This is a genomic window from Zoogloea oleivorans, assembly GCF_008107625.1.
Taxonomy (GTDB): Bacteria; Pseudomonadota; Gammaproteobacteria; order Burkholderiales; family Rhodocyclaceae; genus Zoogloea; species Zoogloea oleivorans.
The window spans coordinates 106,121-132,478 of sequence record NZ_SDKK01000003.1 but is presented as its reverse complement, the minus strand read 5'-3'; the positions used below and the strand labels follow the sequence as shown (position 1 = coordinate 132,478).

18 protein-coding genes and 1 pseudogene are annotated in these 26,358 nt (G+C 66.8%); 8 read left to right on the top strand and 11 right to left on the bottom strand.

Translation table 11 applies throughout. The features are described from left to right. Positions 1-11: 11 nt before the first annotated feature. The 3 genes from ETQ85_RS03815 to ETQ85_RS03805 all read right to left on the bottom strand — a co-directional run bounded on the left by ETQ85_RS03815 (position 12) and on the right by ETQ85_RS03805 (position 4,456). Positions 12-1,712, bottom strand: coding sequence for a ShlB/FhaC/HecB family hemolysin secretion/activation protein (locus ETQ85_RS03815; RefSeq protein WP_148577728.1), 1,701 nt, complete (start codon positions 1,710-1,712; stop codon positions 12-14). After that, positions 1,696-3,645, bottom strand: a complete 1,950-nt coding sequence (locus tag ETQ85_RS03810; protein WP_148577727.1) for a filamentous hemagglutinin N-terminal domain-containing protein — start codon at positions 3,643-3,645, stop codon at positions 1,696-1,698. The genes ETQ85_RS03815 and ETQ85_RS03810 overlap by 17 nt, the downstream gene beginning before the upstream one ends. Before the next feature lie 127 nt (positions 3,646-3,772). Beyond that, the gene (locus ETQ85_RS03805; protein ID WP_148577726.1) at positions 3,773-4,456 is read right to left on the bottom strand and encodes an SDR family oxidoreductase; all 684 of its coding nucleotides are present in this window, start codon (positions 4,454-4,456) and stop codon (positions 3,773-3,775) included. A gap of 265 nt (positions 4,457-4,721) precedes the next feature. Here ETQ85_RS03805 and dinB point away from each other — a divergent pair, with 265 nt between their 5' ends. Together dinB and ovoA are read left to right on the top strand one after the other, a co-directional pair. Further along, complete coding sequence (dinB, locus tag ETQ85_RS03800) at positions 4,722-5,882, top strand: DNA polymerase IV (RefSeq protein ID WP_148577725.1); 1,161 nt, start codon at positions 4,722-4,724, stop codon at positions 5,880-5,882. Between the two features lie 138 nt (positions 5,883-6,020). Continuing rightward, positions 6,021-8,426, top strand: a complete 2,406-nt coding sequence (gene ovoA / locus ETQ85_RS03795) for a 5-histidylcysteine sulfoxide synthase (RefSeq protein ID WP_148577724.1) — start codon at positions 6,021-6,023, stop codon at positions 8,424-8,426. A gap of 6 nt (positions 8,427-8,432) precedes the next feature. Here ovoA and ETQ85_RS03790 read toward each other — a convergent pair whose 3' ends face one another. The 3 genes from ETQ85_RS03790 to ETQ85_RS03780 form a co-directional block, all read right to left on the bottom strand. Continuing rightward, positions 8,433-10,793: a serine protease gene (locus ETQ85_RS03790; protein ID WP_148577723.1), complete on the bottom strand. Its 2,361-nt coding sequence runs from the start codon at positions 10,791-10,793 to the stop codon at positions 8,433-8,435. Beyond that, positions 10,790-12,604: a tetratricopeptide repeat-containing S1 family peptidase gene (locus ETQ85_RS03785; RefSeq protein ID WP_187394573.1), complete on the bottom strand. Its 1,815-nt coding sequence runs from the start codon at positions 12,602-12,604 to the stop codon at positions 10,790-10,792. Before ETQ85_RS03785 ends, ETQ85_RS03790 begins: the two co-directional genes overlap by 4 nt. Before the next feature lie 123 nt (positions 12,605-12,727). Then, positions 12,728-13,621, bottom strand: coding sequence for a LysR family transcriptional regulator (locus ETQ85_RS03780; RefSeq protein WP_148577721.1), 894 nt, complete (start codon positions 13,619-13,621; stop codon positions 12,728-12,730). A 111-nt stretch (positions 13,622-13,732) separates the two neighbouring features. Here ETQ85_RS03780 and ETQ85_RS03775 point away from each other — a divergent pair, with 111 nt between their 5' ends. Both ETQ85_RS03775 and ETQ85_RS03770 read left to right on the top strand, forming a co-directional pair. Continuing rightward, positions 13,733-14,365 (top strand): glutathione S-transferase family protein, encoded by a 633-nt coding sequence (locus tag ETQ85_RS03775; protein ID WP_148577720.1) that lies wholly within the window; start codon positions 13,733-13,735, stop codon positions 14,363-14,365. A 5-nt stretch (positions 14,366-14,370) separates the two neighbouring features. Next, the gene (locus tag ETQ85_RS03770; RefSeq protein WP_148577719.1) at positions 14,371-15,279 is read left to right on the top strand and encodes a pyridoxamine 5'-phosphate oxidase family protein; all 909 of its coding nucleotides are present in this window, start codon (positions 14,371-14,373) and stop codon (positions 15,277-15,279) included. A 12-nt stretch (positions 15,280-15,291) separates the two neighbouring features. Here ETQ85_RS03770 and ETQ85_RS03765 read toward each other — a convergent pair whose 3' ends face one another. The 4 genes from ETQ85_RS03765 to ETQ85_RS03750 all read right to left on the bottom strand — a co-directional run bounded on the left by ETQ85_RS03765 (position 15,292) and on the right by ETQ85_RS03750 (position 20,291). Beyond that, positions 15,292-15,789: a Dps family protein gene (locus ETQ85_RS03765; protein WP_148577718.1), complete on the bottom strand. Its 498-nt coding sequence runs from the start codon at positions 15,787-15,789 to the stop codon at positions 15,292-15,294. Positions 15,790-15,932: 143 nt separating this feature from the next. Continuing rightward, complete coding sequence (locus ETQ85_RS03760; RefSeq protein WP_148577717.1) at positions 15,933-17,099, bottom strand: acyl-CoA dehydrogenase; 1,167 nt, start codon at positions 17,097-17,099, stop codon at positions 15,933-15,935. 4 nt (positions 17,100-17,103) lie between these two features. Beyond that, positions 17,104-18,612 (bottom strand): L-piperidine-6-carboxylate dehydrogenase, encoded by a 1,509-nt coding sequence (gene amaB / locus ETQ85_RS03755; RefSeq protein ID WP_148577716.1) that lies wholly within the window; start codon positions 18,610-18,612, stop codon positions 17,104-17,106. 131 nt (positions 18,613-18,743) lie between these two features. After that, positions 18,744-20,291: an EAL domain-containing protein gene (locus tag ETQ85_RS03750; protein ID WP_187394572.1), complete on the bottom strand. Its 1,548-nt coding sequence runs from the start codon at positions 20,289-20,291 to the stop codon at positions 18,744-18,746. Between the two features lie 566 nt (positions 20,292-20,857). Here ETQ85_RS03750 and ETQ85_RS03745 point away from each other — a divergent pair. The 4 genes from ETQ85_RS03745 to ETQ85_RS03730 all read left to right on the top strand — a co-directional run bounded on the left by ETQ85_RS03745 (position 20,858) and on the right by ETQ85_RS03730 (position 25,265). After that, positions 20,858-22,522: a methyl-accepting chemotaxis protein gene (locus ETQ85_RS03745; RefSeq protein WP_148577714.1), complete on the top strand. Its 1,665-nt coding sequence runs from the start codon at positions 20,858-20,860 to the stop codon at positions 22,520-22,522. 115 nt (positions 22,523-22,637) lie between these two features. Next, a complete protein-coding gene (gene ada, locus ETQ85_RS03740; RefSeq protein WP_148577713.1) occupies positions 22,638-23,711 on the top strand; it encodes a bifunctional DNA-binding transcriptional regulator/O6-methylguanine-DNA methyltransferase Ada in 1,074 nt (357 codons plus the stop codon). Continuing rightward, positions 23,708-24,352 (top strand): DNA oxidative demethylase AlkB, encoded by a 645-nt coding sequence (gene alkB, locus ETQ85_RS03735; RefSeq protein WP_148577712.1) that lies wholly within the window; start codon positions 23,708-23,710, stop codon positions 24,350-24,352. Before ada ends, alkB begins: the two co-directional genes overlap by 4 nt. Before the next feature lies 1 nt (position 24,353). Continuing rightward, the gene (locus ETQ85_RS03730; protein WP_148577711.1) at positions 24,354-25,265 is read left to right on the top strand and encodes a DNA-3-methyladenine glycosylase family protein; all 912 of its coding nucleotides are present in this window, start codon (positions 24,354-24,356) and stop codon (positions 25,263-25,265) included. Positions 25,266-25,351: 86 nt separating this feature from the next. On the opposite strand, the pseudogene ETQ85_RS26835 reads toward ETQ85_RS03730, so the two are convergent. Further along, positions 25,352-26,332, bottom strand: a pseudogene (locus tag ETQ85_RS26835) (DctP family TRAP transporter solute-binding subunit). Positions 26,333-26,358 lie beyond the last annotated feature (26 nt).

The following is a 26,358-nucleotide window of genomic DNA, read 5'->3' as shown; positions in this document are numbered from 1 at the left end:
GGGCAGATCTCTCAGAAGAACAGGGTCAGGGACAGGTTGAGGCGGAAGGCCGTATCGGGCATGTCCGACGGATGGACGACGGGCTTGCCGGCAATCAGCTCGACGTTGCCGGCGCGGGTAGCCGCCCGCAGCCCGAGGCCGGCCGACATGAGGGTGGCGGCACGCCCGCTGGCGAGGGTCCGGACATAGCCGGCGTCCCAGAAGGCAAAGGGTTCCAGGTGCATGCCGGCGGGAGCGGCAGCCAGGCTGCGGGCGAGCTCGGTGCGCCAGTAGCCGCCCCTGTCGCCCCCAGCCGCAGACTCGGCAAAGCCCCGCACGCTGGCCACGCCACCCACGAAGATCTGCTCCGACGAGAACAGGGGCACCCCGCTCCACTGCCACGCACCGTTGCCGCGCAGGCTCCAGTTGCCGGGCAGGTAGAGCACCACGCTGCCCGACACATCCAGCTTGCCGAAGCGGGCGCGGGCGGCAGGGCCACTTCCCGCCCCGGCATCACCCATGGCGCCGAGGGCATCCAGCCCCCGGGAGAAGCCCGCATCGACAATCCATTGGCCGGCGCCTTCGGGGGACTCAAAGCGGGTCAGGCGGTTGATGCCGGCCCGCAGCACGGTGAGCTTTTGCGGGGCAAGGGCCACGTTGTTGATCTCCCGGCGCGCCTCTCGCACGGACAGGGCCAGGTCCGCCGCCACCTTGGTGTCCCGGTCACGCAAGAGCAGCCGGTTCCACGACGCCGCGTGGTTGGTGGAACTGCCGTGGAGCAGCGCCACATTGCCGATCAGGCTCTGGTACTCGGACCAGGTGGTGAGCAGGCTGAAGGTGTTGTAGCCCCAGGGCAGGGACAGGCCGGCATTGAGCGCATTGGTCTCCAGGCTGCCTGTGTAGCCGAGATTGAGGTTCTCGTTGAGACCGAGCAGGTCACCCATCTCCAGGCCAAGACGCAAACGCCGGGAGCCGGTTGCGGGGCTGCCCTGGTTGTCGGCACCGAGCCAGGCGCGCCAGGCCGACGCAGGCGACGGATCGACGAACTCGAGCACCGAGCCCCCCGGCGTTTCCCCGGGCACGATGCGCACCTGGACCTGTCGGCCGCGCAGGCGGTTGAGCTGGTCCAGCCCCTGTTCGATATCCCGCAGTTGCAGGATGTCGCCCACCCCCATGGACAGGGCCAGACGCACGCCGGGCTCGCTGAGGGCATCCGCCTCGAGCAGCCTGCCGTTGTAGCGGACGGCTTCAATGCGTCCCGCCACAATGCGCAGACTGAGCACGCCGCTCGCCAGGTTCTGGCTCACCACATAGGCCCGGGAGGTGATCAGGCCCGCATCGATGAGGTCGGCATTGAGCCCCTGCAGCAGCAGGCCGATGCGCACGGTACCCAGCTCAAGGCCGGTGAATGGCCGTAGCCGGCGCGCCAGGACACCGGCCGGCAACAGATCCTCGCCCTGCAGTTCGATGCGCTCGATACGGAACATGGGCACGGTTTCGGCCACCTCGGCCGGATCCAGCCCCACCGCGGCCGGGGCGACGGGCTGCTCGATGCGTGGCGTGGTCTGGCGCAACAGGCGCTCCCGCTCCCGTTCCATCTCCTCACGCAGGATGCGGTCGCCCTGGTCCTGACGCGGCGGCGCCGGCGGCAGCTGGGCATGGGCAGCCGTCCCGGCCAGCGCAAGGGCCGAGGCCAGGGCCAGGCGCCGTAACGGATCAGCGCCAGATGGCACTGAAAACCCCCAGGTGGCTGGTCAGCTCAACCGGATCGCGACCCGGTACCCGCTCCACGGTGATAACCCCGTCGATGCCCTGACTCGCGAAAAAGAAACCACGGTCCTGGATGGCCTGGCCGCTCAGGCTCAAGCGGCCCGCCTGGGCGGTGAAGCCACCGCCCTGATCGATGGCATACAGGCCGGCCCAGCGGTCACCAAAGAAGGCGCGCAATCCATCCTCGCGGCTCAGCGCCACATGCACCGGCACACCCCGCGCCTTGATGCGGGGCGCGTCGAGATGCATGTCGCGGGCCGCATGGACAAGGCCACCTTCATTCACCAGACGTTCGCCGGCCTTGATGCGCACATCCTGACTGGCCAGGATCTGCCCACCGACCAGGTTCTCGCTGACCTCCACCGTCCGGCGGCAGAACAGGAGATTGCAGGACTCCCGCAGGGTGAGGCCCCCGGTGAGCCAGGCGCGGTTGAGTATCTCGCCGCCCACGTCGAGCACCACATCACCCTTGTTGGCGAAAAGGCTTCCGCCCAGGTTGTGCATCTGCCCGGCCGTGACGCTCAACTGGCCGTCTGCCACCCAGTAGGCCGTGTGCACCGGATCTGCCAACACACCGTTATCGATGGTCATGGTGTGACTCTCGCGGGGCAGGCCGAGCCAGTTGTGCTCATCCCTGGACGACACGCTGCGGCCACTTCCCGCGACGAAGACCGACTCGTTCAGCGCAGTCCCCCCAGCCCGCAGGGTCAGGGCGCCGTTGGAGACAATCCGCCCGTTGACGTTGCGGATGTCGCCCCCCGCCTCCAGCAGCACATCGTCGGCGGCGCCGAAGATCACCGCACCGGTGCCACCTGCGGGCGTCTGGTTAACGATGTCTGCACCGGCGACGATGCGCAGCGCTGCCGGCGCCGCCCCCTCCGCAGGGTTGCGGGCCGCACCGGAAAGACTGCCGCCCAGATTGCTCAGGCTGCCACTCACCTGGATATCCAGACTTCCGGATGCCGCGATCGACGGTGCGCCGCCCTCTGCGGCCTGCTCCTGGAGCACCGCTCCGGCCCGGATGCGAATGTCACCGGCCGCCTCGATGCGCCCCCCCTTCTGCGCCAGCAGGCCGGTGCTGTCGATCACGAAATCACCCGACGCGGCCTGCAGATGACCCGCGTTGCGCACACCTGCACCGGCATCGGTGACCAGCAGTTCAATCCGCCCTGACGTGATCCGGGCCTGGGCCGCGAGATCGATGACGATGCCCTGGCCCGCCGATTTTCCCGGAGTGTAGTAGGCCCAGGGGGTCAGGTTATCGGTAGGCGAGGCCGCCGTATCGAAGAGCACACTGGCCTCGCCCGCCACCAGACGCAGCAGGGCAGTGGGCGAGCTGTAGGCATTGACGAGGGGGCCGGCCACATCGATGCGCCGGGCCAGCAGCTCGAGCCGGATCAGATCGGCAGCGAGACCGTCGGGCCCAATGCTGATGGCACCGCTCCCCGAGGTGGCGGAAACATAGGTCTGGACGCCATTGCCGACGGTCTGCTTTTCCAGCGCAACGCTGCCCGCCACCAGGGCCACGCTGCCGAAGTTGATGAAGCTCCCGCCATTGACGGCGAGTCCGTTGGGATTGGCGAGGATCAGGTTGGCACGGGGGCCGTCCACCGACACCGGCCCTTCGATCACGGACGGCTGGGACGAGCGGACCTCCGCCACGATGGTGCGGGCGCCAGCCTCCTGATTCTGGAACGCAGCGCCCGCACGATTCACGTCAAAGCGCGAGAAGACGTTGTGGGAGACGCCACCGGCCGGCGGCGCCAGATGGATCAGGGTCTTGCCAGAAGGCTCGGTGAGCACGGCCGTTGCGGTACGTCCATCAGGGACGACATCGGCCAAGGCGCAAAGGGGAAACAGGGCGCCCACCAGGCCCCGAAAAAGTCTATTTGGCATAAACCTGAACAAAAACACACCAGGTCGCCATTAAGACATTTATTTAAATGCCATACACACTAGACACAAAAATTTACACAACATCAATTCATTTTGAATTATCCGAAATTAGTACAGATCGCCACAACTACTTCTGCACCCACCCCCCGCACACCGGAAAAACCTGCCCCACGAAACAGTTGGCAGCATCGCTGCACAGGTAGGCGGCAAACTCCGCGTCCTCGCTGGCGCTCACCAGACGGCCGAGGGGTACCTCGCGTTTCAGGCGCTCCTGGAAGCGCGGGTTGGCCTGCACCTCCGGCGGGAAGTAGGTTGGGTTGTCCACGAAGTTCTGGGCGATGGCATTGACCTGCACGTTGTGAGCGGCCACCTCGACCCCCAGGGACTGGACATAGGCCAGCTGGGCCCCGCGGGCCGCGCTGTAGGTGGTGGCCCCCCTGATGCCGCGCAGGGCCGAGGCGCTGCCCATGACCAGGATCTTGCCGGCACGCCGCGCGATCATGGGGGGCAGCACGGCACGGCACAGACGCGGCAGGGGGTCGACAAGGGCGGCAAAGACCTTGCGCCATTCGGCCTCGTCCACCTCGGTAGCGGCGGTTGTCGGACTGGGGATGGCTAGGTTGGCAACGAGGACGTCAACCTGGCCCGATGCCGCAACAAGGGCGGCGGGGGCCTGCGGGTCGAGCAGCGCATCGGTGCTCGACATCACGGTGGCACCGCGGCGGGCGAGCACCTCACACAGCACGGGGCCCATGAAGGCGTCCGCGTGGGTGACCAGGATGCGTTTGCCCTGAAGGGAAAGCTCGGCCATTTTCTTGTCTCCTCTGACTGGTGGCGCCCCGCTGGCTACCAGCGACAGGCAGGACTTGAAATTTTGCGGCGTCAGCCTTATATCTGTATATCCATATAGCACCCACAGATAGCAGGCGCTCCCCCAATCCGTGCTCGGCAGCCCGGAACCAGCCTACGAAAAGAGTTGTGGCGCGTCCATTCAGTAAAGACCCTTCACGCAGCCACCGCCTCACGGCATCGCCCCTTCGTGCACAATGTAGCCCTCTGCGGCAGCCACCCTGAACATGCCCCACTTCCCCCGCAGCATCGCCCACCTGGACATGGACGCTTTTTATGCGTCAGTGGAGCTGCTGCGCTATCCACACCTGCGCGGCCAGCCAGTGGTGGTGGGCGGTCGACGCGCGACGGCAAACGAGTCGGGGCAAAATTTTCCGCGCCTGCGCGACTACGTCGGCCGCGGAGTGATCACCACGTCCTCCTACGAAGCACGGGCGCTCGGCGTGCATTCGGGCATGGGCCTGATGAAAGCGGCCCAGCTGGCGCCCGACGCCCTGCTGCTGCCCGCCGATTTCGACTCCTACCGCCATTACTCGCGCCTCTTCAAGGCCGCCGTGCGCGAGATTGCGCCGGAGGTGGAAGACCGCGGCATCGACGAGATCTACATCGACCTCACCGCCCTCAACCCCGACGGCAGCTGCGACGGCGCGCGGGCCGTTGCGCTGCACCTGCAACAGGCAGTAATGGGTGCCACCGGGCTGTCGTGCTCCCTCGGCGTGGCGCCCAACAAGCTCCTCGCCAAGCTGTGCTCCGACCTCGAAAAACCGGCCGGCATCGCCGTGGTGCCGGCGGACGACATTCCCGCCCGCATCTGGCCGCTGCCGGCCAAGCGCATCAACGGCATCGGCCCCAAGGCGGCGGCACGGCTCGACACGCTGGGCATCCATACCATCGGCGAACTCGCCGCGGCCGCGCCCGAGTGGCTGCAGGAACACTTCGGCGAGCGCTACGGCATCTGGCTGCACCGGGCCGCCCACGGCGACGACGAACGCCCGGTGGTCACCTACAGCGAACCCAAGAGCCTGTCCCGCGAAACCACTTTCGAGCGCGACCTGCACCCGCAGCAGGACAAGTCCGAACTGTCCGGCCACTTCACGCGCCTGTGCGAACAGCTCGCCCAGGACCTCGCCCGCAAGGGCTACGTGGGCAAGACCATCGGCCTCAAGCTGCGCTTCGACAACTTCCACACCGTCACCCGCGACCAGACCCTGCCGGCCCCCACGGGCGAAGCCGCAGCGATCCGCCGCGCCGCCGGCGAATGCGCCAGGCGCGTGCTGCTCGACCGGCGCATCCGCCTGCTCGGCGTGCGCGTGGCCAGCCTGAGCCGCCGCGACGCCATCCCCGAACACACAGCGCCGAAGCCTATCCAGGCCGAACTCTTCGCCTGACAATGACGCCCAAAAACAGCCCCGACAAATCCCGTTCCTGTGGGTCGGACTTCAGTCCGACAACACCGCTTCAGCCCGCGCTGTCGGACTGAAGTCCGACCCACAGAAAAAAGAAAACCGCTTTCCAGGAGACTCCACATGCCCCACCCGAACCTCGAACCGGCCATCCCCAATGCCGTGGAACCCTGGCGCCAGAACCTGCGCGGCGAGCAGGATGCCCTCTTGCGCGGCCCGCGCGCCGACTGGTGGTGGACCGGCCTGGCCCCGGCCAGCTGTCCGGGCCTGCAGGCCGACGGCAGCCTCACCGCCCTGCCGCAACCCAACCTGGCCACCTGTACGCGTGAGTCGGTACTGGCCGCCTTCGACAACTGCTGGACGCTGACCGAGGTGCTGTTCGCCGGCCTGCAAGGGGAGGAAGCCTTCTTCCGCCCGCCCTACCACCACCTGCGTCACCCGATGCTGTTCTACTACTGCCATCCGGCGGCGCTGTACATCAACAAGCTGCGGGTCGCCGGCCTCATCGACAACCCGCTCAACCCCTACTTCGAGCGCATCTTCGAAACCGGCGTGGATGAAATGCGCTGGGACGACATGTCCAAGAACGAGATGCTGTGGCCCAGCTTTGGCGAGGCCCACAGCTACCGGCAGCAGGTGTACATCACCGTCCGCCAGCTCATCGAAACCCACCCCGACCTCGCCGACGGCCACGCCCCGATCACCCAGAGCCATCCCCTGTGGGCGCTCTTCATGGGCTTCGACCACGAGCGCATCCACCTGGAAACCTCCTCGGTGCTGATCCGCGAGCTGCCGCTGGAACTGGTCGGCCGCCCCGCCGCCTGGCCGGCCCTGCACCCCAGCGCACAAACCGGCGCCTCGGCCGCCTTTCCGCCCAGGGCCGGGCAGGACTATCCGCAAACGCGCCTCCTCGACATCTCCGCCAGCCAGGTGAAGATCGGCAAGCCGGCCAACTGGCCGAGCTTCGGCTGGGACAACGAATACGGCGAGCGCCGCGCCTCGGTGCAGGGCTTCCGGGTCGACAACCAGCTGGTCAGCAACGGCGCCTTCCTCGAATTCATCCAGAGTGGTGGCTACCTCGAACAACAGTGGTGGAGCGAAGCCGGCTGGGAATGGCGCGGCTTCCGCAACAGCAAGTGGCCCTGTTTCTGGGTCCCGGAAGGCCCCGCCGGCCTGCACCAGTACCGCCTGCGCACGCTTTTTGAAACCATCGCCATGCCGTGGAACTGGCCCGCTGAGGTCAACGCCCACGAAGCCGCCGCCTTCTGCGCCTGGCGCAGCGCCCGCGACGGCGTGCCCTGTCGATTGCCCACCGAGGCCGAGCACCACGCCCTGCGCGACGCCGCGTGGGCCGACACCAACCCGCCCTTCCACGTCGATGGCGCCACCCTGGGCCGCGAAAGCGGTTGGAACAGCCAGCTCGCCCACGGCTCCCCGTGGCCGGTGGATGCCGGGCGCCCCAGCCTTGCCGGCGCCCACGACGTCTTCGGCAACCTGTGGCAATGGCACGGCGACGACTTCAACCCGCTGCCGGGCAGCAAGGTCCATCCCCTCTACGACGACTTTTCCACCCCCTGTTACGACGGCCAGCACCAGATGATCCTCGGTGGCTCGTGGATATCCTGTGGTGACGAAGCCGGCGTGTGGGCACGCTTTCACTTCCGCCCGCATTTCTACCAGCACGCCGGCTTTCGCGTCGTGCAGGCCGCCCACGACGGCGGCGTGGTGAAGCTCAACGCCGCCGACGCCGGCCGCCAGGTTTACGAGGACGAAAAGATGGTCGATGACTACATGCTCCTCCACCACGGCGAGCCGCAAACCCAGATGCCCTGGCCCGGCGGCCCGCAGCGCACCACCGCCTTCCCGCAGCGCTGTGCCGACTGGCTGCTGGACGGCGCCAAGAGCTGGTCCACCGGCACGGCCCGCGCGCTGGACATCGGCTGTGCGGTGGGCGGTTCGAGCTTCGAACTGGCCCGCGGTTACGGTGAAGTGCTCGGCGTGGATCTGTCCCGCGCCTTCATCGACGCCGCCAATGTGCTGCAGAAGGACGGCACCCGCCCCTTCTTCCGGCGCGACGAAGGCGATCTCGGCCAGACCATCACCGCCCGCATCGACCCGTCCATCGCACGCAGCCGCGTCAGCTTCCGTCAGGCTGACGCCTGTTCGCTACCGGCCGAGCTGGTGGACTTCGACGCGGTGCTGATGGCCAACCTGCTGTGCCGCCTGCCCAGCCCCAAGTCCCTCCTCGGCCGTCTCGGCGGCGAGCGCGGGCTGGTCAAGGTGGGTGGCCTGCTGGCCCTGTTCTCGCCCTATTCGTGGCTGGCGCAATTCACCCCGAAGGAGGCCTGGCTCGGCGGTTTTGAGCAGGACGGCCAGCCAGTGAAAAGCTCCGACGCCCTCAAGGCCTACCTGCAGGACGAGGGCTTCGTGCTGCTGCGCGAGGAAGAGGTACCGCTGGTGATCCGCGAACACGCCCGCAAGTACCAGTTCATCGTCACCCACGGGATGCTCTGGCAGCGGGCCCGCTGAGCAGCCTTACTCGGGCAGGCTCCCGGCGCCGGCCAAACCGGCCCCAAGGGCCTGCGCCCTCAAGGTCCTGGCCAGCGTCGGGGCGCTGGCTTTCAGCTTGAGATAGGCCTCTGAGGCAGCCTGACCGTTTCCCTCGACGAGGTAACTCATCGTTACCACACCAAGAGCCGGGGCAAAGGTCGGCTGTTTCACCAAAAGCACTTCGGCATGCTCGCGAGCCTTTTTTGGCAGACGCGCTCCCAGGTAGGCCTGGGCCAGGAAAAAACGTGCGTCGGACGCTGCCGGCGCCAGTGTCAGGGCCTTTTCCAGCGACTGGATGGCACGCCCCAGGTTACGGCTGCGCAACTGCACCTCACCAAGATTGATCCAGCCATTCGACAGACCGGGATCGAGCCGGACCGCGGTTTCCAGCGCATCAACCGCCTCGGGCAGACGGCCCAGCTTCATCAGGGCGTACCCCTTGCCACTCCAGGCATGCACGTTGACCGGATCGATCTCCAGCGCCCGGATCTCATAGCCCAATGCAGCCGCAATGTCCCCCTTCGCCCCCTGGGCCCTGGCCATGGTCAGGCACATCCGGAGCAACTTCGGGTCCATCGCTTCGGCCTTGCTCAGGATCTTCAACGCCTCATCCACACTCCCCATCCCGATCATGGCCTCGGCCCACGAAACCAGCTCGTCGGGGTTCATGCTGACCAGACCGTCCAGTTTCTGGAAGGCCATGCCGGCCTCCCGAGGCTTCCCGAGCGCGAGGTGGGTCAAGGCCGCCATCCGCCAGCCCTGCGCACTCTGCGGATCCAGCTCGATGGCCTGCCGCGCGTCATCAAGGGCCGGCTGCAGACGTTTGAGTTCAAGCCGCGCACCGGCCCGGTTGGTCAGGTTGTCGGCACTCCGCGGCGCCAGTTGCAGCGCCTTGTCGAACGCGCTCTCCGCCTCCTGGAAGCGCCCCAGTCGCATCAGTACCGCGCCCAGCCCGGTCCACGCCTCCGCCGCCTCCGGCAGCAGGGCCACCGCCTTGCGCATGGCCTCTTCGGCAGGCCCCAGGCGCCCCCGATTCAGTTCACCAAGGCCCATCAACAGCTGCGTCTTGCCGGTGTTGCCGCTGGCCACCTCCTGAGCCTGTGCCAGCCGGGCCGCCTCCTCCACCTTGCCCGACTTGGCGTACAACTCCGCCAGACGCTGTCGAGCCCTCACATCGGCGTCACCCAGCCTCAGCGCCGTGGCCAGGGCCCGGGACGCCTCAACCGGGTTGCCCAGGCTGTCCTCCACCAGGCCGAGAAAGCGCCATGCCTCGCTGCGTCGAGGCCAGCGCCGGATCGACTCCCTGATGTGCTCCCGTGCCTCCGTCAGACGGCCTGCATCGCGGTACCAGTGGGCGCGCAGAAAAACCGAGTCGGAACTGAAGGGATAACGGCTGTCGAGCGCCTTCAGTGCCTGCTCTGCCGCCTCACGAGCACCGCGGAGATACAGCAGATCCGCCAGTTGCAGCCACGCCGGCGCGTAGTTCTCATCAAGTTCGAGGGCGCGCCGCACGCTGACCTCCGCCTCGTCCAGCCGCTTGAGGCCCTGCAGGGCGGTACCGAGTGTGGCGGCCGCAACGGCAGAGCGGGGCTGGCTCACCGACCAGGCACGGGCATGCATTTCCAGGTCAGCCCACCTGGCGGCACGCCTCAGGGCATCGGCGTCGGCGATCCACGGTTTTTCCGGGGCAGGCAGGCGTAATTCGGCGGGGGGCGCGTCACCATTCGCCAGAATGCCAGCCACGCTGTCGGCCGAAAGAATCATGTTGAAGTTCTGACCTGTTCCAAGCACTGCCTTGGTGACGCCCACCAGCAGCCCTTCCCGGTCGAACAGCCCCCCGCCGCTCGATCCCGGCGACTGGGGCGCCGTGGCGACGAGGTACGGATGGGGCTGTTTCTGCTCGGCGGTCGCCACCAGCCCGGCGCTGACGGCCAGGCCGAAGCCAAGGGGGTTGCCCACAGCGAAGACCGGCTCGCCAACCGCCAGGCTGGAGCCCGGACGCAGCTTGACCGATGGCGCATCAAGCCCGTTCACCGTCAGCAGGCACAAGTCGAGGGCCGCTTTCTGGCGCACCCACTTGCCCTCCAGTTCGGCCTGACCGACAAGGACACGAATGATGGAGGCATTACGGATCACGTGGCAGTTGGTTACCACCTGACCCTTGCCGACCACCACACCACTGCCCTGGGCCTCCACGACGCCCTTGTCGTCCTCCGTCTTGATGGTGACCACGGAACCTGAAACCCTGGCAAAGACACGCTGGGCATCGCCCGGTTCGCCGGCGGCCAGACCCAACCCGGTCCAGCCCATCACGCTCAGGGAGACGCACAGAAAACGGGCTTTCATCTGGCGTTCTCCTCATAGGGGTAAAGGGTGTTCCGGTAGGCCTGCTCGGCGGCAGTACCATCGATGCCACGCAGCTTTTCGTACGCGCTGTGTGCCGCCTCCCGACGCCCCAGGGCCTGGCAGGCTTCGATCAGAGCCATCCACACCTTGGCCTGTGCCGGGTCGAGTTGCAGGGAGCGTTCCAGGGCCGGCACGGCATCGGCCGACCGCCCCAGGATGGCCAGCGTGAAGCCCTTCTGCCGCCAGTGGCTGGCCTCCTCGGGCATCCTCGCGACGAGTCTCTCAAAAATCGTCAGCGCTTCGGCCGGGCGGCCGGCATCCTTCAGCACGACGCCAAGCTGGTAGTCCCATGCGCTTTCAGACGGGTTAAGCGCTTGGGCGGACTGGAAGGCAGCGATGGCCTCCGGGTAGTTTTTCAGCCCGTAAAACGCGTTGCCGATGCCGGCCCAGGCCCGGTCTTTGGCCTCTGACGAGCGCGCGAGGCTCGCCCGATAAGCCTGCATCGCCGCTTCCGGACGCTCCAGACGGGCCAGGGCATAGCCCCGCCAGAACCAGGCGATGGCGGAGTCCCGATCCTTTTCCGGCAGCTGCTCGAGCACCGAATAGGCACGTTCCGCCTTACCCGCGCTCAGGTAGGCCTGCACCAGGCCCAAGCGTGGTCCCGGAGCGTCCGGGTAGAGCCCGGCGATCCGCGACCAGATCGCAATCGCCGTCGCATGATCGCCACGCAACTGGGCCAGTGCCGCCAGCCCCTGATAAGCCTCCATCAACCAGGGGTCCAGATCGATGGCCTCCCGGTAGGATGCCTCCGCCTCCTTGTGGAGGCCGGATGAATGCTGCGCGCGGGCCAGCAGCCAGCGGGCCGGGGCGTATTCGCGATGGGCGGCAGCGAGCACCTTCGCCAGTTCAAGCGCTTCCTTGACCTGACCACCGGCCAGCAACACATAGCCCAGCCCGGCTCCCGTTTCGGCATGACTCGGGTTGATCCGCCACAGGGCACGCCAGGCGAGCAGCTCCTTGTCGCGATGATTGAGCCCCCGTGCCGCCGATACGGAAAAGCGCCAGGCATCCAGACTATCGGGTTGATCGCGGGCCCACTCGGTCGCCAGGACGTCCAGCTCGCTCCATTGTCCCTGCTGCTGCAACGCCCTCGCCGCATCGTAGCGCTGCAGGATTTCGGCGCTATCGGCCGCGCGCTTCTCGATGTCGCCGACCCATTCGGCAAGCGAAGCGAAATTGACGTTCTGTCCGTCCCTGCGCCGGTAATCGATAATGCCGATGAGGGAACCGGTGTCATCGACCAGCGCTCCGCCCTCGGAGCCCGGCGAGATCGGCGCAGTAAACTGGATGTAATCGCCCGCCGGGTAATGCCGCACCCCCGACACAACACCTTCCGAGATACCCACTCCCAGCCCCAGCGCATTGGAAATGGCGAACACCCGGGAACCCGGCACAGGCATGCGCCGCGGCAACACCGCCCCCGCCGCGGTCGCCCCATCCACCTGGATCAGGCACAGGTTGCGCTCCCGGTCGCGGGCGGCAATCCGGCCCTCCATCACCTGCGCCTTGAGCGTCACGCGAACCGCAGCAGCGCCATCCAGCACCTCGCACACCGAAACAAAGCGCCCCGTGCCCACCTGCGTGGCGGAATAGCTGCCGACCTGCCGGCCACCGGCATCGAGCACTTCCAGCACAGCAACCGATGGCGAAAATGCAGCAAAGACCTCTTGCGCCGTCAGGGCCTGGCCGGGCTGCGCCACCACCAGCAGGCCCAGAGCGACAAACAGGGAGAGGGGAAACGGACAGGACATCACAGCCTCCGGCTGACAGCAAGAACACGTCAGCCGGATTCTACAAGGCGCACGCCACATTACGCCGATCGAATACCGCCAACCCCATTGCCGCGAGTTGGCCTGCGGCACATCAGCGGGCCGTCACCCAACCCGATTTTCGTCCAGCTCCGCGTGAATCCATTCCACAAAGGTCTTGACCCGCGCCGGCAACAGCCGGGCGTGGGGATAGACCACGTGGATGGGCCGCGGCGGCGGCTCGAAATCCTCCAGCACCACCTGCAGGCGCCCGGCCGCCAGGTGGGCCGCCACCTGGTAGGACAGAAAGGTGCCGAAGCCCAGCCCGGCCAGGCAGGCCTCGATGGCCGGCGCCACGTGGTTGAATTCCAGCCGGCCCTTCACCGGCACGCTGAAGGGCCGGCCCTTTTCGTCGAAGCGCCACCACGCGCCGCTGGTGGACACGAAACCAATGCAGTCCGCCTGTAGTAGATCCTTCGGGTGTGCCGGCAAGGGATGACTACGCAGGTAATCCGGGCTGGCCACCACCATCCGCCGCACCTCGCCCACCGGCCGGGCGACCAGCGATGAGTCCTCCAGCGGGCCGATGCGGATGCCCACGTCGATGCCCTCCTCCAGCAGGTTCACCACCCGGTCGAAGAGCAGCACGCGGCAGTGCACCTTGTCGTAGCGCTGCACGAAGCGCGTCACCGCCGGCGCCACGTGCATCTGGCCGAAGAGCACCGGCGCAGTAATGGTGAGCTGGCCGGAAGGCTCGCCGGCTTCGTCCTTCAGCGCCGCTTCCGCATCGTTCAGCGCGGCCAGCAGGTTGCGGCAGCTTTCCAGGTAATGGCGGCCCTCGTCGGTCAACGCGATGCGCCGGGTGGTGCGATTGAAGAGACGCACGCCCAATTCCACCTCCAGCGCCGCAAGGCTGCGCACCACCGCCGGCAGCGAGGCGCCGAGGCTGCGCGCCGCGGCGCTCAGGCTGCCGGCCTCGGCAATCTGCACAAAGGTGGCCATGGCCTTCAGTTTATCCACGGGCAATTACTCCACAAAACGCAGCAGTGATATCCGGAACACACCATTTATCCATAAGCCGGATTAAACCACACTGCATTCCGTCACCTCCCCTCCCCCGAAAGGACTGCCATGAACGCCCCCGCCCAGCCCATCAAGTTCCACCGCTTCACGCTTTCCGGCCACAGCCACCGGGCCGAACTCTTCCTGTCGCTGCTCGGTCTGCCGGTCGAGCCCATCGACGTGGACCTGGCTGGCGGCGAGCAGAAAAGCCCGGCCTACCTGGCCATGAACAGCTTCGGCCAGGTGCCGGTGATCCAGGACGGCGACGTGACCGTGGCGGATTCCAACGCCATCCTCGTCTATCTGGCCAGCCGCTACGGCAGCGAAACCTGGCTGCCCCGCGACCCGGCCGGGGCCGCCCAGGTGCAGCGCTGGCTGTCGGTGGCCGCCGGGCAGGTGGCCTACGGGCCGTGTGCGGCGCGCCTCGTCACGGTCTTCAAGGCCACCTTCAACCCGGACGAGGTCATCGCCCGCGCCCACGCCCTGTTCGCCATCATGGAGAAGGAACTGGCCGCCAGCCCCTTCCTGGTCGGCGAGCACGCCACCATTGCCGACGTGGCCAACTACACCTACATCGCCCACGCGCCGGAGGGCAACGTGTCGCTCGACGCCTACCCGGCCATCCGCGCCTGGCTGGCCCGTGTCGAAGCCCTGCCCGGTTTCGTGCCGATGCCGAAGACGGCCATCGGTCTGGCGGCGTAATCATCATGAACACCCCGGCCTTCCACGCCGGCGAGCGGGCCCTGCAGGCCCGCGCCGGCAGTCTCGAACGGCTCGCCGAAGTGGGCGCGCGGGTGATCCGGCCAGCCATGCCGGATCAGCACCGGGCCTTTTTCGCGCAGCTCCCTTTCATTGTCACCGGCAGCGTGGATGGCGCCGGCCAGCCGTGGGCGTCCGTGCTGGCCGGCCCGCCGGGCTTCGTGACGGCCCCGGCGCCGAACCAGCTGCGCATTGACGCCCGCCCGGCAGCTGGTGATCCGCTGGCAGAAGCGCTCGCCATCGGCGCCCGCATCGGCCTCCTCGGCATCGAGCCCCACACGCGCCGCCGCAACCGGGCCAACGGACGCATCGCCACGCTGGGCGATGGGGGTTTCGATGTGCGGGTTCTGCAAAGCTTCGGCAACTGCCCGAAGTACATCCGGGCACGGCAAGCCGAGTTCGTCGCCAACGGGACGGCGCCCGGCCCGATCCGGCACACGCCCGGCCTGAGCGATACCGACCGCCGCCTGATCGGCGCCGCCGACACTTTCTTCATCGCCAGCGCCTACCCGGCGGCAGCCGACGACCCGGACCCGGCCCACGGTGTGGATGTCTCCCACCGGGGCGGCACGCCGGGCTTCGTGCGCGTCGACGGCGACACCCTGACCGTCCCCGACCTGGCCGGCAACGCTTACTTCAACACCCTCGGCAACCTGCTGCTCAACCCCCGCGCCGGGCTGCTCTTCATCGACTTTGAAAGCGGCGCACTGCTGTGGCTGGCCGCCAATGCCGAGATCATCCACGACGGCCCCGAACTGGCCGGCTTTGCCGGCGCCCAGCGCCTGCTCCGCCTGCAGGTACGCGAAGCCCGCCACCAGCCGGCGGCCCTGCCTCTGCGCTGGCACGCCGGGGAATGAGCCTGAAGGCGCCTATTCCTCAAGCAGGCTGCGCAGCATCCAGGCGGTCTTCTCATGCACTTCCAGGCGCTGGGTGATGAGGTCGGCGGTCGGCTGGTCGTGGGCGCCTTCCAGCAGCGGGAAGAGGCCGCGAGCGGTACGCGCGGTCGCCTCCTGCGCAGCAACAAGCAGGCGGATCATGTCCTTCGCCGCCGGCACACCTTCCGGCTCCTCGATGGAGGCCAGCTTGACGAACTCCTTGTAGGTGCCCGGCGCCGGGTGACCCAGCGCGCGGATGCGCTCGGCGATCACGTCGAGCGCATTCCACTGCTCGGTGTACTGGCCCATGAACATCAGGTGCAGCGTATTGAACATCGGCCCCTTCACGTTCCAGTGGAAATTGTGGGTCATCAGGTACAGCGTGTAGCTGTCGGCCAGCAGATGCGACAGCCCGGCGGCAATGTCGGCCCGGTCGTCGGCCGCAATGCCGATATCCATGGCGGGGCCGGCAGATGCGCGTGCAGTTTTCATGATCGTCTCCTTTGAACAGGGGTTGAAAAGCCCGGCGCCCTGGCGGCACCGCGAGCGGGCTGGATGACTTTCATGATGAGCGTCTCGTACCGGCAGGGTCCAATTGCCTCTTTCACTGATGCCGATTGGCCTGGCCAATCAAACTAGAAGGCGGAAATTCCCGTCTGGGCTCGCCCGAGGATCAGCGCATGGATGTCATGGGTGCCTTCGTAGGTGTTCACCACCTCCAGGTTCACCATATGACGGGCCACCGGGTATTCGTCGCTGATGCCGTTGCCGCCCAGCATGTCCCGCGCGGCGCGGGCGATGTCCAGCGCCTTGCCGGCGTTGTTGCGCTTGATGAGGGAGACCATCTCGGGGCTGGCGTGATCCGCTTCCAGCAAACGCCCGACGCGCAAGGCCGCCTGCAGGCCGAGGGCAATCTCGGTCTGCATGTCGGCGAGCTTCTTCTGGATCAGCTGATTCGCCGCGAGGGGCCGGCCGAACTGGCGGCGCTGCAAGGTGTAGTCCCGCGCCGCGTGCCAGCATGCTTCCGCCGCCCCCATGACGCCCCAGGCAATGCCATAGCGGGCCGCATTGAGGCAGGCAAAGGGGGCGGTGAAACCCCGGGCCAGCGGCAGCCGGTGGCTCTCCGGCACGACCACCCCGTCCATGAAGATCTGCCCGGTCACCGAGGCGCGCAGACCGATCTTGCCGTGGATGGGTCGGGTACTCAGCCCGGGCCAGCCCTTCTCCAGCAGGAAGCCGCCAAGCCGCTCGTCTTCGGTCCATGCCCACACGACGAACAGATCGGCAATGGGCGCGTGGGTGATCCAGGTCTTGCTGCCGGTCAGGAGGTAGCCACTCTCCACCCGCCGCGCCCGGGTCTGCAGGCTGGCCGGGTCTGAGCCCGCCTCCGGCTCGGTGAGGCCGAAGCAGCCGACGATCTCGCCGCGAGCCAGGCGCGGCAGCCAGGCCGCCTTCTGGGCAGCGTCGCCAAAACGGGCGATCGCCCCCATCACCAGCGAGGACTGCACTGAAAACAGCGAGCGATACCCCGAATCCACCCGCTCGATCTCCCGCGCCAGCAAGCCGTAGGCAACGTAGCCCACCCCGGCACAACCGTAGCCGCTGATCGTCGGGCCAAGGAGGCCGAGATCCCCCATCTCGCGGAAAATCGCCCGGTCAGTACGCTCCTCGCGGAAGGCCTGGCAAATGCGCGGGGCGAGGCTGGCCCGGCAGTAGTCGCGGGCCGTGTCGCGAATCTGACGCTCCTCGGCGACGAGCTGGTCATCGAGGCGTAACGGGTCATCCCAGGTGAAGGCGGGCATGATGTCAGACGAAGCGCACGCCTTGGGCCAGGGGCAAATCACCGGAATAGTTGATGGTGTTGGTGGCACGCCGCATGTAGGCCCGCCAGGCGTCGGAGCCTGCCTCGCGACCGCCGCCGGAATCCTTCTCGCCACCAAAGGCGCCGCCGATCTCGGCGCCGGACGGCCCGATGTTCACGTTGGCAATGCCGCAGTCGCTGCCACTGGCGGACAGGAAGTGCTCCATCTCCCGCAGGTCAGTGGTGAACAGGGACGAGGACAAGCCCTGGCGCACCGCGTTATGGGCGGCAATGGCCGCATCCAGGTTGCGGTAGCGCAACACATACAGGATGGGGCTGAAGTTTTCCTGGCGAACCAGCGCCGTCTGGCCGGCCATTTCCACCACGGCCGGGCGCACGTAATGGCCATCCGGACAATCGGCCACCGCCACGCGCTCGCCCCCATGCACCACCCCGCCATCCGATACGGCCTGGTCAAGGGCGGCCCGGTGACTATCAAAAGCCGCCCCGTCGATGAGCGGCCCCACCAGCGTCCCGGCATCGAGGGGATTACCCACCGGCAGGCTCGCAAAGGCCGCCTGCAGACGCGCCTGAAGTTGCGCGTAGATACTCTCGTGGACGAAGAGACGGCGCAGCGTCGTACAGCGCTGCCCGGCCGTACCCGCTGCCGCAAACACGATGGCCCGCAGCGCCAGTTCAAGGTCGGCACTGGGCGCCACGATCATCCCGTTGTTGCCACCCAGTTCCAGCAGGCAGCGCCCGAAACGGCCCGCCACCCGTGGCGCAAGACTCCGCCCCATGGCGGTGGAACCGGTGGCCGACAGCAGCGCCACGTCCGGATGATCGGCCAGCGCCCGGCCCACCCGGGTCGGGCCGACCACCACCTGGCTGAGCCCGTCAGGCACCTCGCCCGCCTCCTCCATCGCCGCCTCCAGCAGGGCCTGGCAGGCCAGCGCCGTAAGCGGCGTGCGGGACGACGGTTTCCAGATCACCGGATCGCCGCACACCAGCGCCAACGCCGCATTCCACGCCCACACCGCGGCCGGAAAATTGAAGGCGGTGATGACCCCGCACACGCCGAGCGGATGCCAGGTCTCCATCATCCGGTGGCCGGGCCGCTCGCTGCTCATGGTCAGCCCGTAAAGCTGGCGCGACAACCCCACCGCAAAGTCGCACATATCGATCATCTCCTGGACCTCGCCCAGCCCCTCGGAGAGGATCTTGCCGCACTCGATGGAGATAAGCCGCCCCAAAGCCTCCTTGTGCTGGCGCAGCAGCGCGCCATAGCGGCGCACCAGATCGCCCCGCCGCGGCGCCGGTACCAGCCGCCACTGCAGGAAAGCCGTCCGCGCCCGGGATACCGCCTCATCCATGTCCACCTCACCGGACGGACAGGCACCGATAAGCCTGCCGTCAATGGGCGAATGGACAAGCAGACCACCCGAGGCAGGCTCGGGCAGACCGAAGCCATCGAACAAGCACGCAACGTCGGCGGCAAGGGAAGGGTGAAGCATGGCGGACTCCTTTCGGGCGCTGTCCGGATTGGACAACGGATCGGCCCAAAGGATCGCCGCCCCGGACGGAGATTCAAAAGCAACACCCGGAATGCGTGAAACGCCGCTAGCGGCCCCGTTGCAGGTATCGCTCAGGCCATCACGATCTCGCTTCGCGCGCGGTTTAGCAGCCAAGTCGAAAAGCGCTCGGCATCCAGCGGCTTCGAGAACAGAAAGCCCTGCCCCTGGACACATTTTATCCGCTTCAAAACCTCCACCTCCGAAGCCGTTTCTATGCCCTCGGCGACGATCTCGAGGGCAAGGCTGTCAGCCAGCGCCACGATCGCTCGCGCAATCGACTCATTCACCGGCGTGCTGTCAATATCGCGCACGAAAGACTGGTCGATCTTCAGGCGGTCAATGGGAAAGCGGCGCAGATAGCTGAGGCTTGAAAAACCGGTCCCGAAATCATCGATGGCCAGGCGGACCCCCAGGGCCTTGATTTCGGTGAGTGTCTGCAGAACAGCATCGACGTTCTTCATCAGTACGCTCTCGGTCAGCTCCAGCTCCAGAAGGCCCGGCTGGATACGATGCTCAGCCAGTTGCTCGGCGAGAAAGCCGGAAAATCCGCGCTGCCGGAACTGCAGGGCGGAGATGTTCACGGAAACAGGCAGCGACGGCAGCCCCTGATCCCGCCACGCACGAAGCTGGGCCAGCGCATTCCTGACCACCCACTCGCCCAGGGCGACGATCAGGCCGGACTCTTCGGCGACGGGAATAAACTGCAGGGGCGGAATCAATCCTCTTTCCGGATGACACCAGCGCACCAGCGCCTCGACACCCAGCACGGCGCCCCCCGCCAGTGCGACCTGCGGCTGAAAGTGCAGCAACAGCTCGTCCCGCTCTATGCCCTGGCGCAGTTCGTTTTCCAGCGACATGCTCGCCGGGTTGTACGTCCGCATTTCCGGCGAGTAACTGCGAAAACCGTTCCGGCCTACCGCCTTGGCTTCGTACATGGCCGCATCCGCCTTGCTCAGGAGGGCACCGACGCCAGCATCGTCCCGGGGATAAACCACGCTGCCGATGCTGACCGTTGCGACCAGCACATGCCCCAGCATGTCGATGGGCTCCTGCATCGACGCGATGATCCGGCGCGCAACAAGGGCAACCTGCGCGGGGTCAGTCAGGTCCTCCATGAGAATCACGAATTCATCACCGGCCAGGCGCGCCACCGTATCTACCTGCCGCGCACTGGCCTTGAGCCGCGCGACGATGCGGCGCAGCACCTCATCCCCGGCGCTGTGGCCCAGCGAGTCGTTGATCTGCTTGAATCGGTCCACGTCGATAAAGAGCAGCGCCACCAGCCGGCCCTTGCGATCCGCATCCCGGCAAGCGTGCTCCAGCCGATCGGACAGCAAGGCCCGGTTCGGGATACCGGTCAGCGCATCATAGTGAGCCAGGTAATAGAGCTCCGCCTGCTTCTGCCGGGTGATGATGCTCAGGAGATCACGACCATCCGCGACACCGGCATAACTTCCCCGCCGGCTGACCATGAAGCCGGTCACCATGTGCTGCATCCCGGCACCGATAATTATCTGTGCCGCATCCTCTACGGTGCAGCTTTCCTCCACCACAAGCGGCACATCGCACTTGTATTGCCCACAGGAGAGCAGATCAAGAATACTGCGCCGGCCGAACACATCCCGGCTGAAACGCCCACTGAAGAACTCGACAAACGACGGGCGTTCGAGCAGGGCAACAGGCTTTCCGTGATCGTCGATGACAGGCAGCGCATAGACCTCGGCATCCGCCAGGAAGCGATCAAGGACTCCCAGGCAATTAAGCTGGATTTTGACTGGCGGCAGCGGGCGCAGCAGTTGCTGAACGGTGACGGACTCGCGCAATCTTTGATTGCCTGTCACGGCAAACCCGTGCGGCGGGAGGGTGCTGAGCGAAGGGCTCTCATTCATGGTTTTCGAGGGTCAGCACCAGACGCCGGACGAGTGCGATCAGGCTGGAGCAGAACTCAGGGCGGGAGCAGGGAAGGTTCAATCCTGCCGTCTGAGTGTTACAAAACCAAGACACTCTGCGCGTCACTCACCACCCGCTCCCTTCCGGCATATACCCGATTCATAGACCCCGGGGACTGTAAGAAAAACTTCATTTGAGCCTGGCGATTCGCAGCCGATAAGCGCCTGGCAAACGGTTTGTGCATCGCACCAAACCCAAGTCAGGCCCCGCCCCCGACCGACTGGAATCACCTCCCATGAGCATCCGACACTACCTCATCATGCTGATCTCGATCACCGCAACCTTGCTGGTATCAGTCGGCATCGTTGGAGGGATCCACTTCAAGCGCAACGCCGACCTGGTTCACACCCTCACCGACGACGCCATTCCGGGCGCCCTCGCCGCCTCCGACCTGGGCGCCCGACTCAAGCAGGTGCAGATCGTCCTGACCGAAGTGGTCTATGCCCCCAGCGCGGATCTCGGCACCCGGGCCCGGGAAGAACTCCTCGCCCAGCGGGCCCTGCTCATTGAGGAACTGAAGGCCCAATACCCGATCTCCCACTCGGAGGCCGAAATCGGTCTGCTCAGGCAGGCTGAAGAAAGCCTCGGCAACTACCAGACGGCCATGGACGAAACCATCGCCCAGGCAAGCACCGGCCAGCGCGCCCTTGCCGAAGCCAGCCTGTATGCCAGCGTGGCCCAGTACCAGCAGGAACTGCAACAGATCCTGGAAACGCTGCGGATCGAAAAGCGCCGCCTGAAGGACAGCACAGTCAGCGCCGTCGAGGCAGGTTTCGCCCACACCGCGCAGGTTCTCGCCGTGGCCGGCGCGCTGACCCTGCTCGTGCTCTTTGGGCTGGTCTTCCGCCTGCACCGCAATATCGTCAGGCCGCTCCGCTCCATGGAAGGCACCATGGCCGCAATTGCCGACTCCCTCGACTTCACCCAGCGCGTCCCGGTTGCCCGCAACGATGAGATCGGCCAGTCGGTGCGCGCCTTCAACTCGCTCATCGACACCCTGCAGGCCAGTCTCGGGGAGATGATCGACATCATCCGCAACAACGAAATCGCCTCCATCGAGATGCACCAGTCGGCCGTCACCGTGGCCCGGATCGCCTCCGAGGGCAGCAGTTCCTCGAAAGCCATCCAGTCAGCGGTGCACTCCATTCAGTCGCACATCCTCGACATCGACCAGGAAACCCGCCAGGCGGGCGCAATTACCGCGGAATCCAGCCACCAGGCAACGCAGAACAGTGCCGTCATCCGCGAGAGCGCAAGCCGCATCGGCGCGCTGGCGACCCGCATCGATGACGCCTCCGACAAGGTCTTCGCCCTGGCTGGCGCCGTCGTGCAGATTGAGGGCGTGGTCTCGGAGATCCGCCAGATTGCCGACCAGACCAACCTGCTGGCCCTCAACGCGGCCATCGAGGCGGCCCGGGCCGGCGAATCCGGACGCGGCTTCGCGGTGGTTGCGGATGAAGTCCGCAAGTTGGCCGAGCGCTCGGCCGAGGCGACCAAGCTGATCAACCATCAGCTCTCCGGCATCCACGTCACCGCCCACGCGTCCACCGACCTCATGAAGCAAGTCATCACTGAGATGCGCGAGAGCACGGCGCTGGCCCGGACTGCCGGCAAAGGCATCGAAAACATCGAGGAGTCGGCCGGCAAGGTCATCGACGTGGTCGGAGAGATCACTCGTCTGGTGGACATCGGGCAATCGTCCAGTCAGGAGATCGTCAGCCAGGTGGGCATGATCGACGGCCTGCTCGACCAGGCCAACGCCGCCGCAGGCCACACCCAACGCTCAGCGGACGCCATCCGGGCCATATCGCAGGACATGGCCCGGATCGTGGACCGCTTCAAGATCGGCGTAGCAAAAGCCGCCTGCCCGGGGCTGCGAGGCACCGTTGATTTGTTCTAGGAATGTGGCTGGGCCGCCTGCAGGGATTCAAAAGCAAGACCCGGAGTGCGTGAAACGCCGGTAGCGGCTAGATTGCAGGTATCGCTCCCGGCCACGCCTGAAGAAAGCCCCGACCATGAACTTCCCGCCCCCATCCCCCGCCGCCCAGACCATCGCCGACCCGCGCTGGGCGGCCGTGCAGGCCCGCGACCCGGCGGCGGACGGGCGCTTTTTCTACGCGGTGAAGAGCACCGGCGTGTATTGCCGCCCGTCCTGCCCCTCGCGGCCGGCCCGGCCCGAGAACGTCTGCTTCTTCGACTCGGCCGAGGCCGCCGGTCAGGCCGGCTTCCGCCCCTGCCAGCGCTGCCGGCCCGACCAGCCACCGCTAGCCCAACAGCACGCCGCGCTGGTGGCCGGGCTGTGCCGCTTCATCGAAAGCGCCGACACCCCGCCCAGCCTCGCCGACCTGGCCCATCAGGCCGGCCTGAGCCGCTACCACCTGCACCGCGTGTTCAAGGCCGTCACCGGCCTCACGCCGCACGCTTACGCCGCAGCCCACCGGGCCAGCCGCCTGCGGGCCGGGCTTGCGCGGGGCGAAGGGGTGACCGAAGCCATCCTCGAGGCCGGCTACAATTCGTCGGGACGTTTCTATGAACAGGCAGACCAGCTGCTCGGCATGACCCCGACCCACTACCGCGCCGGTGGCACCGCCACCGAAATCCGCTTCGCCGTCGGCCAGTGCAGCCTCGGCGCCATCCTGGTGGCGGCCAGCCCGCGCGGCATCTGCGCAATCTCGCTGGGCGACGACCCGGAAGCCCTGGTGCGCGAAGTGCAGGACCGCTTCCCGCAGGCCACGCTGATCGGCGCCGACCCCGCCTTTGAAAGCTGGGTTGCCCGCGTGATCGGCTTCGTCGAAGCCCCGCAGCGCGGCCTCGACCTGCCTCTCGATCTGCGCGGCACCGCCTTCCAGCAGCGCGTCTGGCAGGCCCTGCAGCAGATTCCCGCCGGCGAAACCGTGAGCTACACCGAACTGGCCCGCCGCATCGGCGCCCCCACGGCCTTTCGCGCCGTGGCCAGCGCCTGCGCCGCCAACGTGCTGGCGGTGGCGATTCCCTGCCACCGGGTCGTCAAGCTGGACGGCGGCCTGTCCGGCTACCGCTGGGGCGTGGCCCGCAAGCAGGCCCTGATCGAACGGGAAGCAAAAGGATGAGCGATCTGTTTGCCGACCAGGAAGCCCCCTGGCAGGAACCCCTTGCTCCCGGTGCCGTGGTGCTGCGCGGCTTCGCCCGGGCACACGCTGACACCCTCCTCGCCGCCGTGCAGGCGGTGACCGCCGAGGCCCCTTTTCGCCACATGCTCACCCCCGGCGGCCTGCCCATGTCGGTGGCCATGAGCAATTGCGGCGCACTGGGCTGGATCACCGACCGCCAGGGCTACCGCTATTCCCCGGTCGACCCGCACAGCGGCCAGCCGTGGCCGCCGATCCCGGCGTCGTTGCTGCACTTTGCCCGGCAGGCCGCCGCCGAGGCCGGTTTTGCGGACTTCACGCCCGACGCCTGCCTGATCAACCGCTACGCCCCCGGCACCCGCATGTCCCTGCACCAGGACCGCGACGAGCGCGACTTCACCCGGCCCATCGTGTCCGTCTCTCTTGGCCTGCCCATCGTCTTCCTGTTTGGCGGCATGGAACGCAAGGACAAAGCCGCGCGCATTCCCCTTTCCCACGGCGACGTGGTGGTGTGGGGCGGGCCGGCGCGGCTGCGCTTTCACGGCGTGCTGCCGCTCAAGGACGGCCACCACCCGGCCACCGGCGATTGCCGGATCAATCTGACCTTCCGCAAGGCCGGCTGAGGTGGCCGCGCTCGCCTGCAGCGTCCCGCTGCCGCCAGACTTCCGGCCCGACGACGTGCTGGCCTTCCACGCCCGCGACACGCAGCAACTGGCCGAACGCGTTGGCCCCGACCGGATCGCCAAGGGTCTGGTGTGGAACGGGCACCCGGCGGGCCTGGAGATCGTCTTCCGCCCCGGCCATGCCGACGCAAGCCTTGCCATCGATGGGCCGCACGACAGCGCCACCGGGCAACTGGAAGCCCTCGTCCGCCATCTCCTCGGCCTCACCCAGCCGGTGGACAGCTTCGAGGCCGCCTACCGGCAGCACCCACTGCTCGGCCCCCTCATCGCCCGCCATCCCGGCCTGCGCGTGTCCCAGGCGGCAACGCCCTTCGAAGCCCTCACCTGGGCCGTCACCGGCCAGCAGATCAGCGTGCATGCGGCCCTCGCCCTGCGCCGCCGGCTGATAAGCGCCACCGGAATCATTCACAGCAACGGCCTCGCCTGCTATCCGGACGCCTTGGCGCTGGTCCGCCTGAACGAGCCCGCGCTGCACGCCGCCGGCCTCTCGCGCAGCAAGGCACAAACCCTGCTCAGCCTCGCCCGCCTCGTCGCCGAGGGCCACCTGCCCCTCGACGCCTGGCGCGACGGCACACCCGCCGATGAAATCCGCGAGCGCCTGCTGGCCGTGCGCGGCATCGGCCCGTGGACCGTCAACTACACCCTGCTGCGCGGCTTCGCCCACCTTGATGGCTCGCTGCACGGCGACGCCGCAGTGCGCCGCAAACTGCAAGCCCTGCTCGGTCAAACAGAGCGGATCACCGCCGACGAAGCCGCAACCTGGCTTGCCCCCTTCTCCCCGTGGCGCGCACTGGTCGCCGCACACCTGTGGGCCGCCCCGTGGGTCGGACTTCAGTCCGACTCGGCGGGCTGAGCGTGCGCTGTCGGACTGAAGTCCGACCCACGAAGGCGTAAAAAAACCGGCCAGCGGCCGGTTTTTAACTAAGAAGCGAATTCCGATTACCTGGCCTTGCTGGCCTTGTCGATCTCCGCGAACATTTCCCTGGCGGTCTGCTCGCCGTACTGCTTGCTGTACTTGTCGATCAGCGGCTTGGTCTTTTCCTTCATCTTGGTGATTTCTTCCGGCGGCATCACGCTCACCGTCATCTTCGTCTTGAGGAAAGCCAGCGCCTCGGCAGCGGCTTCGCCGAGCACCTTCTTCTCGTCAGCGGAAAGCTTGTCGTACACCTTCTTGCTGATCAGCAGGATCTGCGGGTTGTACATGTGGTTGGTGATCGTCACGAACTTCTGCACTTCGTAGAACTTGCTCTTTTCCAGGTTGATCAGCGTCTGGTTGCCTCCATCGACGGTGTGCTGTTCCAGCGCCGTGTACACCTCCACGAAAGGCAGCGGCACCGCATTGGCGCCCAGCACGTTCTGGAAGTCGATCTGCAGCGGGGTTTCGGTCACGCGCATCTTCAGGCCGGCGATGTCTTCCACCTTGTTGATCGGCTTCTTGCCGGAGTGGTAGTTGAGGTAGCCCATCTCCCAGAAGCCCAGGCCGACCAGCCCCTTGTCCTACAGCTTGTTGCTCAGCTTGGTGCCCCATTCGCCGTCGAGCACCTTGTAGGCGATCTTCTCGTTGGCAAACGCGAACGGAAAGTCCAGCACGCCGTAATCCTTCACCAGGCCGGTCAGCAGGTTGGCGTTCATGATCGCCATGTCGATGATGCCGCCCTGCATCGACGACACGACTGCGGTGTCCTTGCCCAGCGCGCCGCCGCCATACATCTTGGCCCTCATCTTGCCGCCGCTCTTCTTGTCGAGCAGCTCACAGAACTTGACCCCGCCGTCGTAGTGGGCCGTGCCGGCATTCACGGCAATGGCAACCTTGAAGTTGCGATCCTGGATCTCGGCCGCCGCAGCGGGGAGCGCCAAGGCCGACAGCAAAGCCACAGACAGCAGGGAGGTGAAGCGCTTGCGGAAGTGGTCCAGTTTCATCATGTCTCCTTTATTTTTGAATGGTG

Coding starts and splice junctions, on each gene's coding strand:
- ETQ85_RS03790 (WP_148577723.1), bottom strand. CDS start 10,793: ATGAAAGCCCGTTTTCTGTGCGTCTCCCTGAGCGTGATGGGCTGGACC.
- dinB (WP_148577725.1), top strand. CDS start 4,722: ATGCCCCACTTCCCCCGCAGCATCGCCCACCTGGACATGGACGCTTTT.
- ovoA (WP_148577724.1), top strand. CDS start 6,021: ATGCCCCACCCGAACCTCGAACCGGCCATCCCCAATGCCGTGGAACCC.
- ETQ85_RS03775 (WP_148577720.1), top strand. CDS start 13,733: ATGAACGCCCCCGCCCAGCCCATCAAGTTCCACCGCTTCACGCTTTCC.
- ETQ85_RS03760 (WP_148577717.1), bottom strand. CDS start 17,099: ATGCCCGCCTTCACCTGGGATGACCCGTTACGCCTCGATGACCAGCTC.
- ETQ85_RS03745 (WP_148577714.1), top strand. CDS start 20,858: ATGAGCATCCGACACTACCTCATCATGCTGATCTCGATCACCGCAACC.
- ETQ85_RS03765 (WP_148577718.1), bottom strand. CDS start 15,789: ATGAAAACTGCACGCGCATCTGCCGGCCCCGCCATGGATATCGGCATT.
- ETQ85_RS03770 (WP_148577719.1), top strand. CDS start 14,371: ATGAACACCCCGGCCTTCCACGCCGGCGAGCGGGCCCTGCAGGCCCGC.
- ada (WP_148577713.1), top strand. CDS start 22,638: ATGAACTTCCCGCCCCCATCCCCCGCCGCCCAGACCATCGCCGACCCG.
- ETQ85_RS03805 (WP_148577726.1), bottom strand. CDS start 4,456: ATGGCCGAGCTTTCCCTTCAGGGCAAACGCATCCTGGTCACCCACGCG.
- alkB (WP_148577712.1), top strand. CDS start 23,708: ATGAGCGATCTGTTTGCCGACCAGGAAGCCCCCTGGCAGGAACCCCTT.
- ETQ85_RS03785 (WP_187394573.1), bottom strand. CDS start 12,604: ATGTCCTGTCCGTTTCCCCTCTCCCTGTTTGTCGCTCTGGGCCTGCTG.
- ETQ85_RS03810 (WP_148577727.1), bottom strand. CDS start 3,645: ATGCCAAATAGACTTTTTCGGGGCCTGGTGGGCGCCCTGTTTCCCCTT.
- amaB (WP_148577716.1), bottom strand. CDS start 18,612: ATGCTTCACCCTTCCCTTGCCGCCGACGTTGCGTGCTTGTTCGATGGC.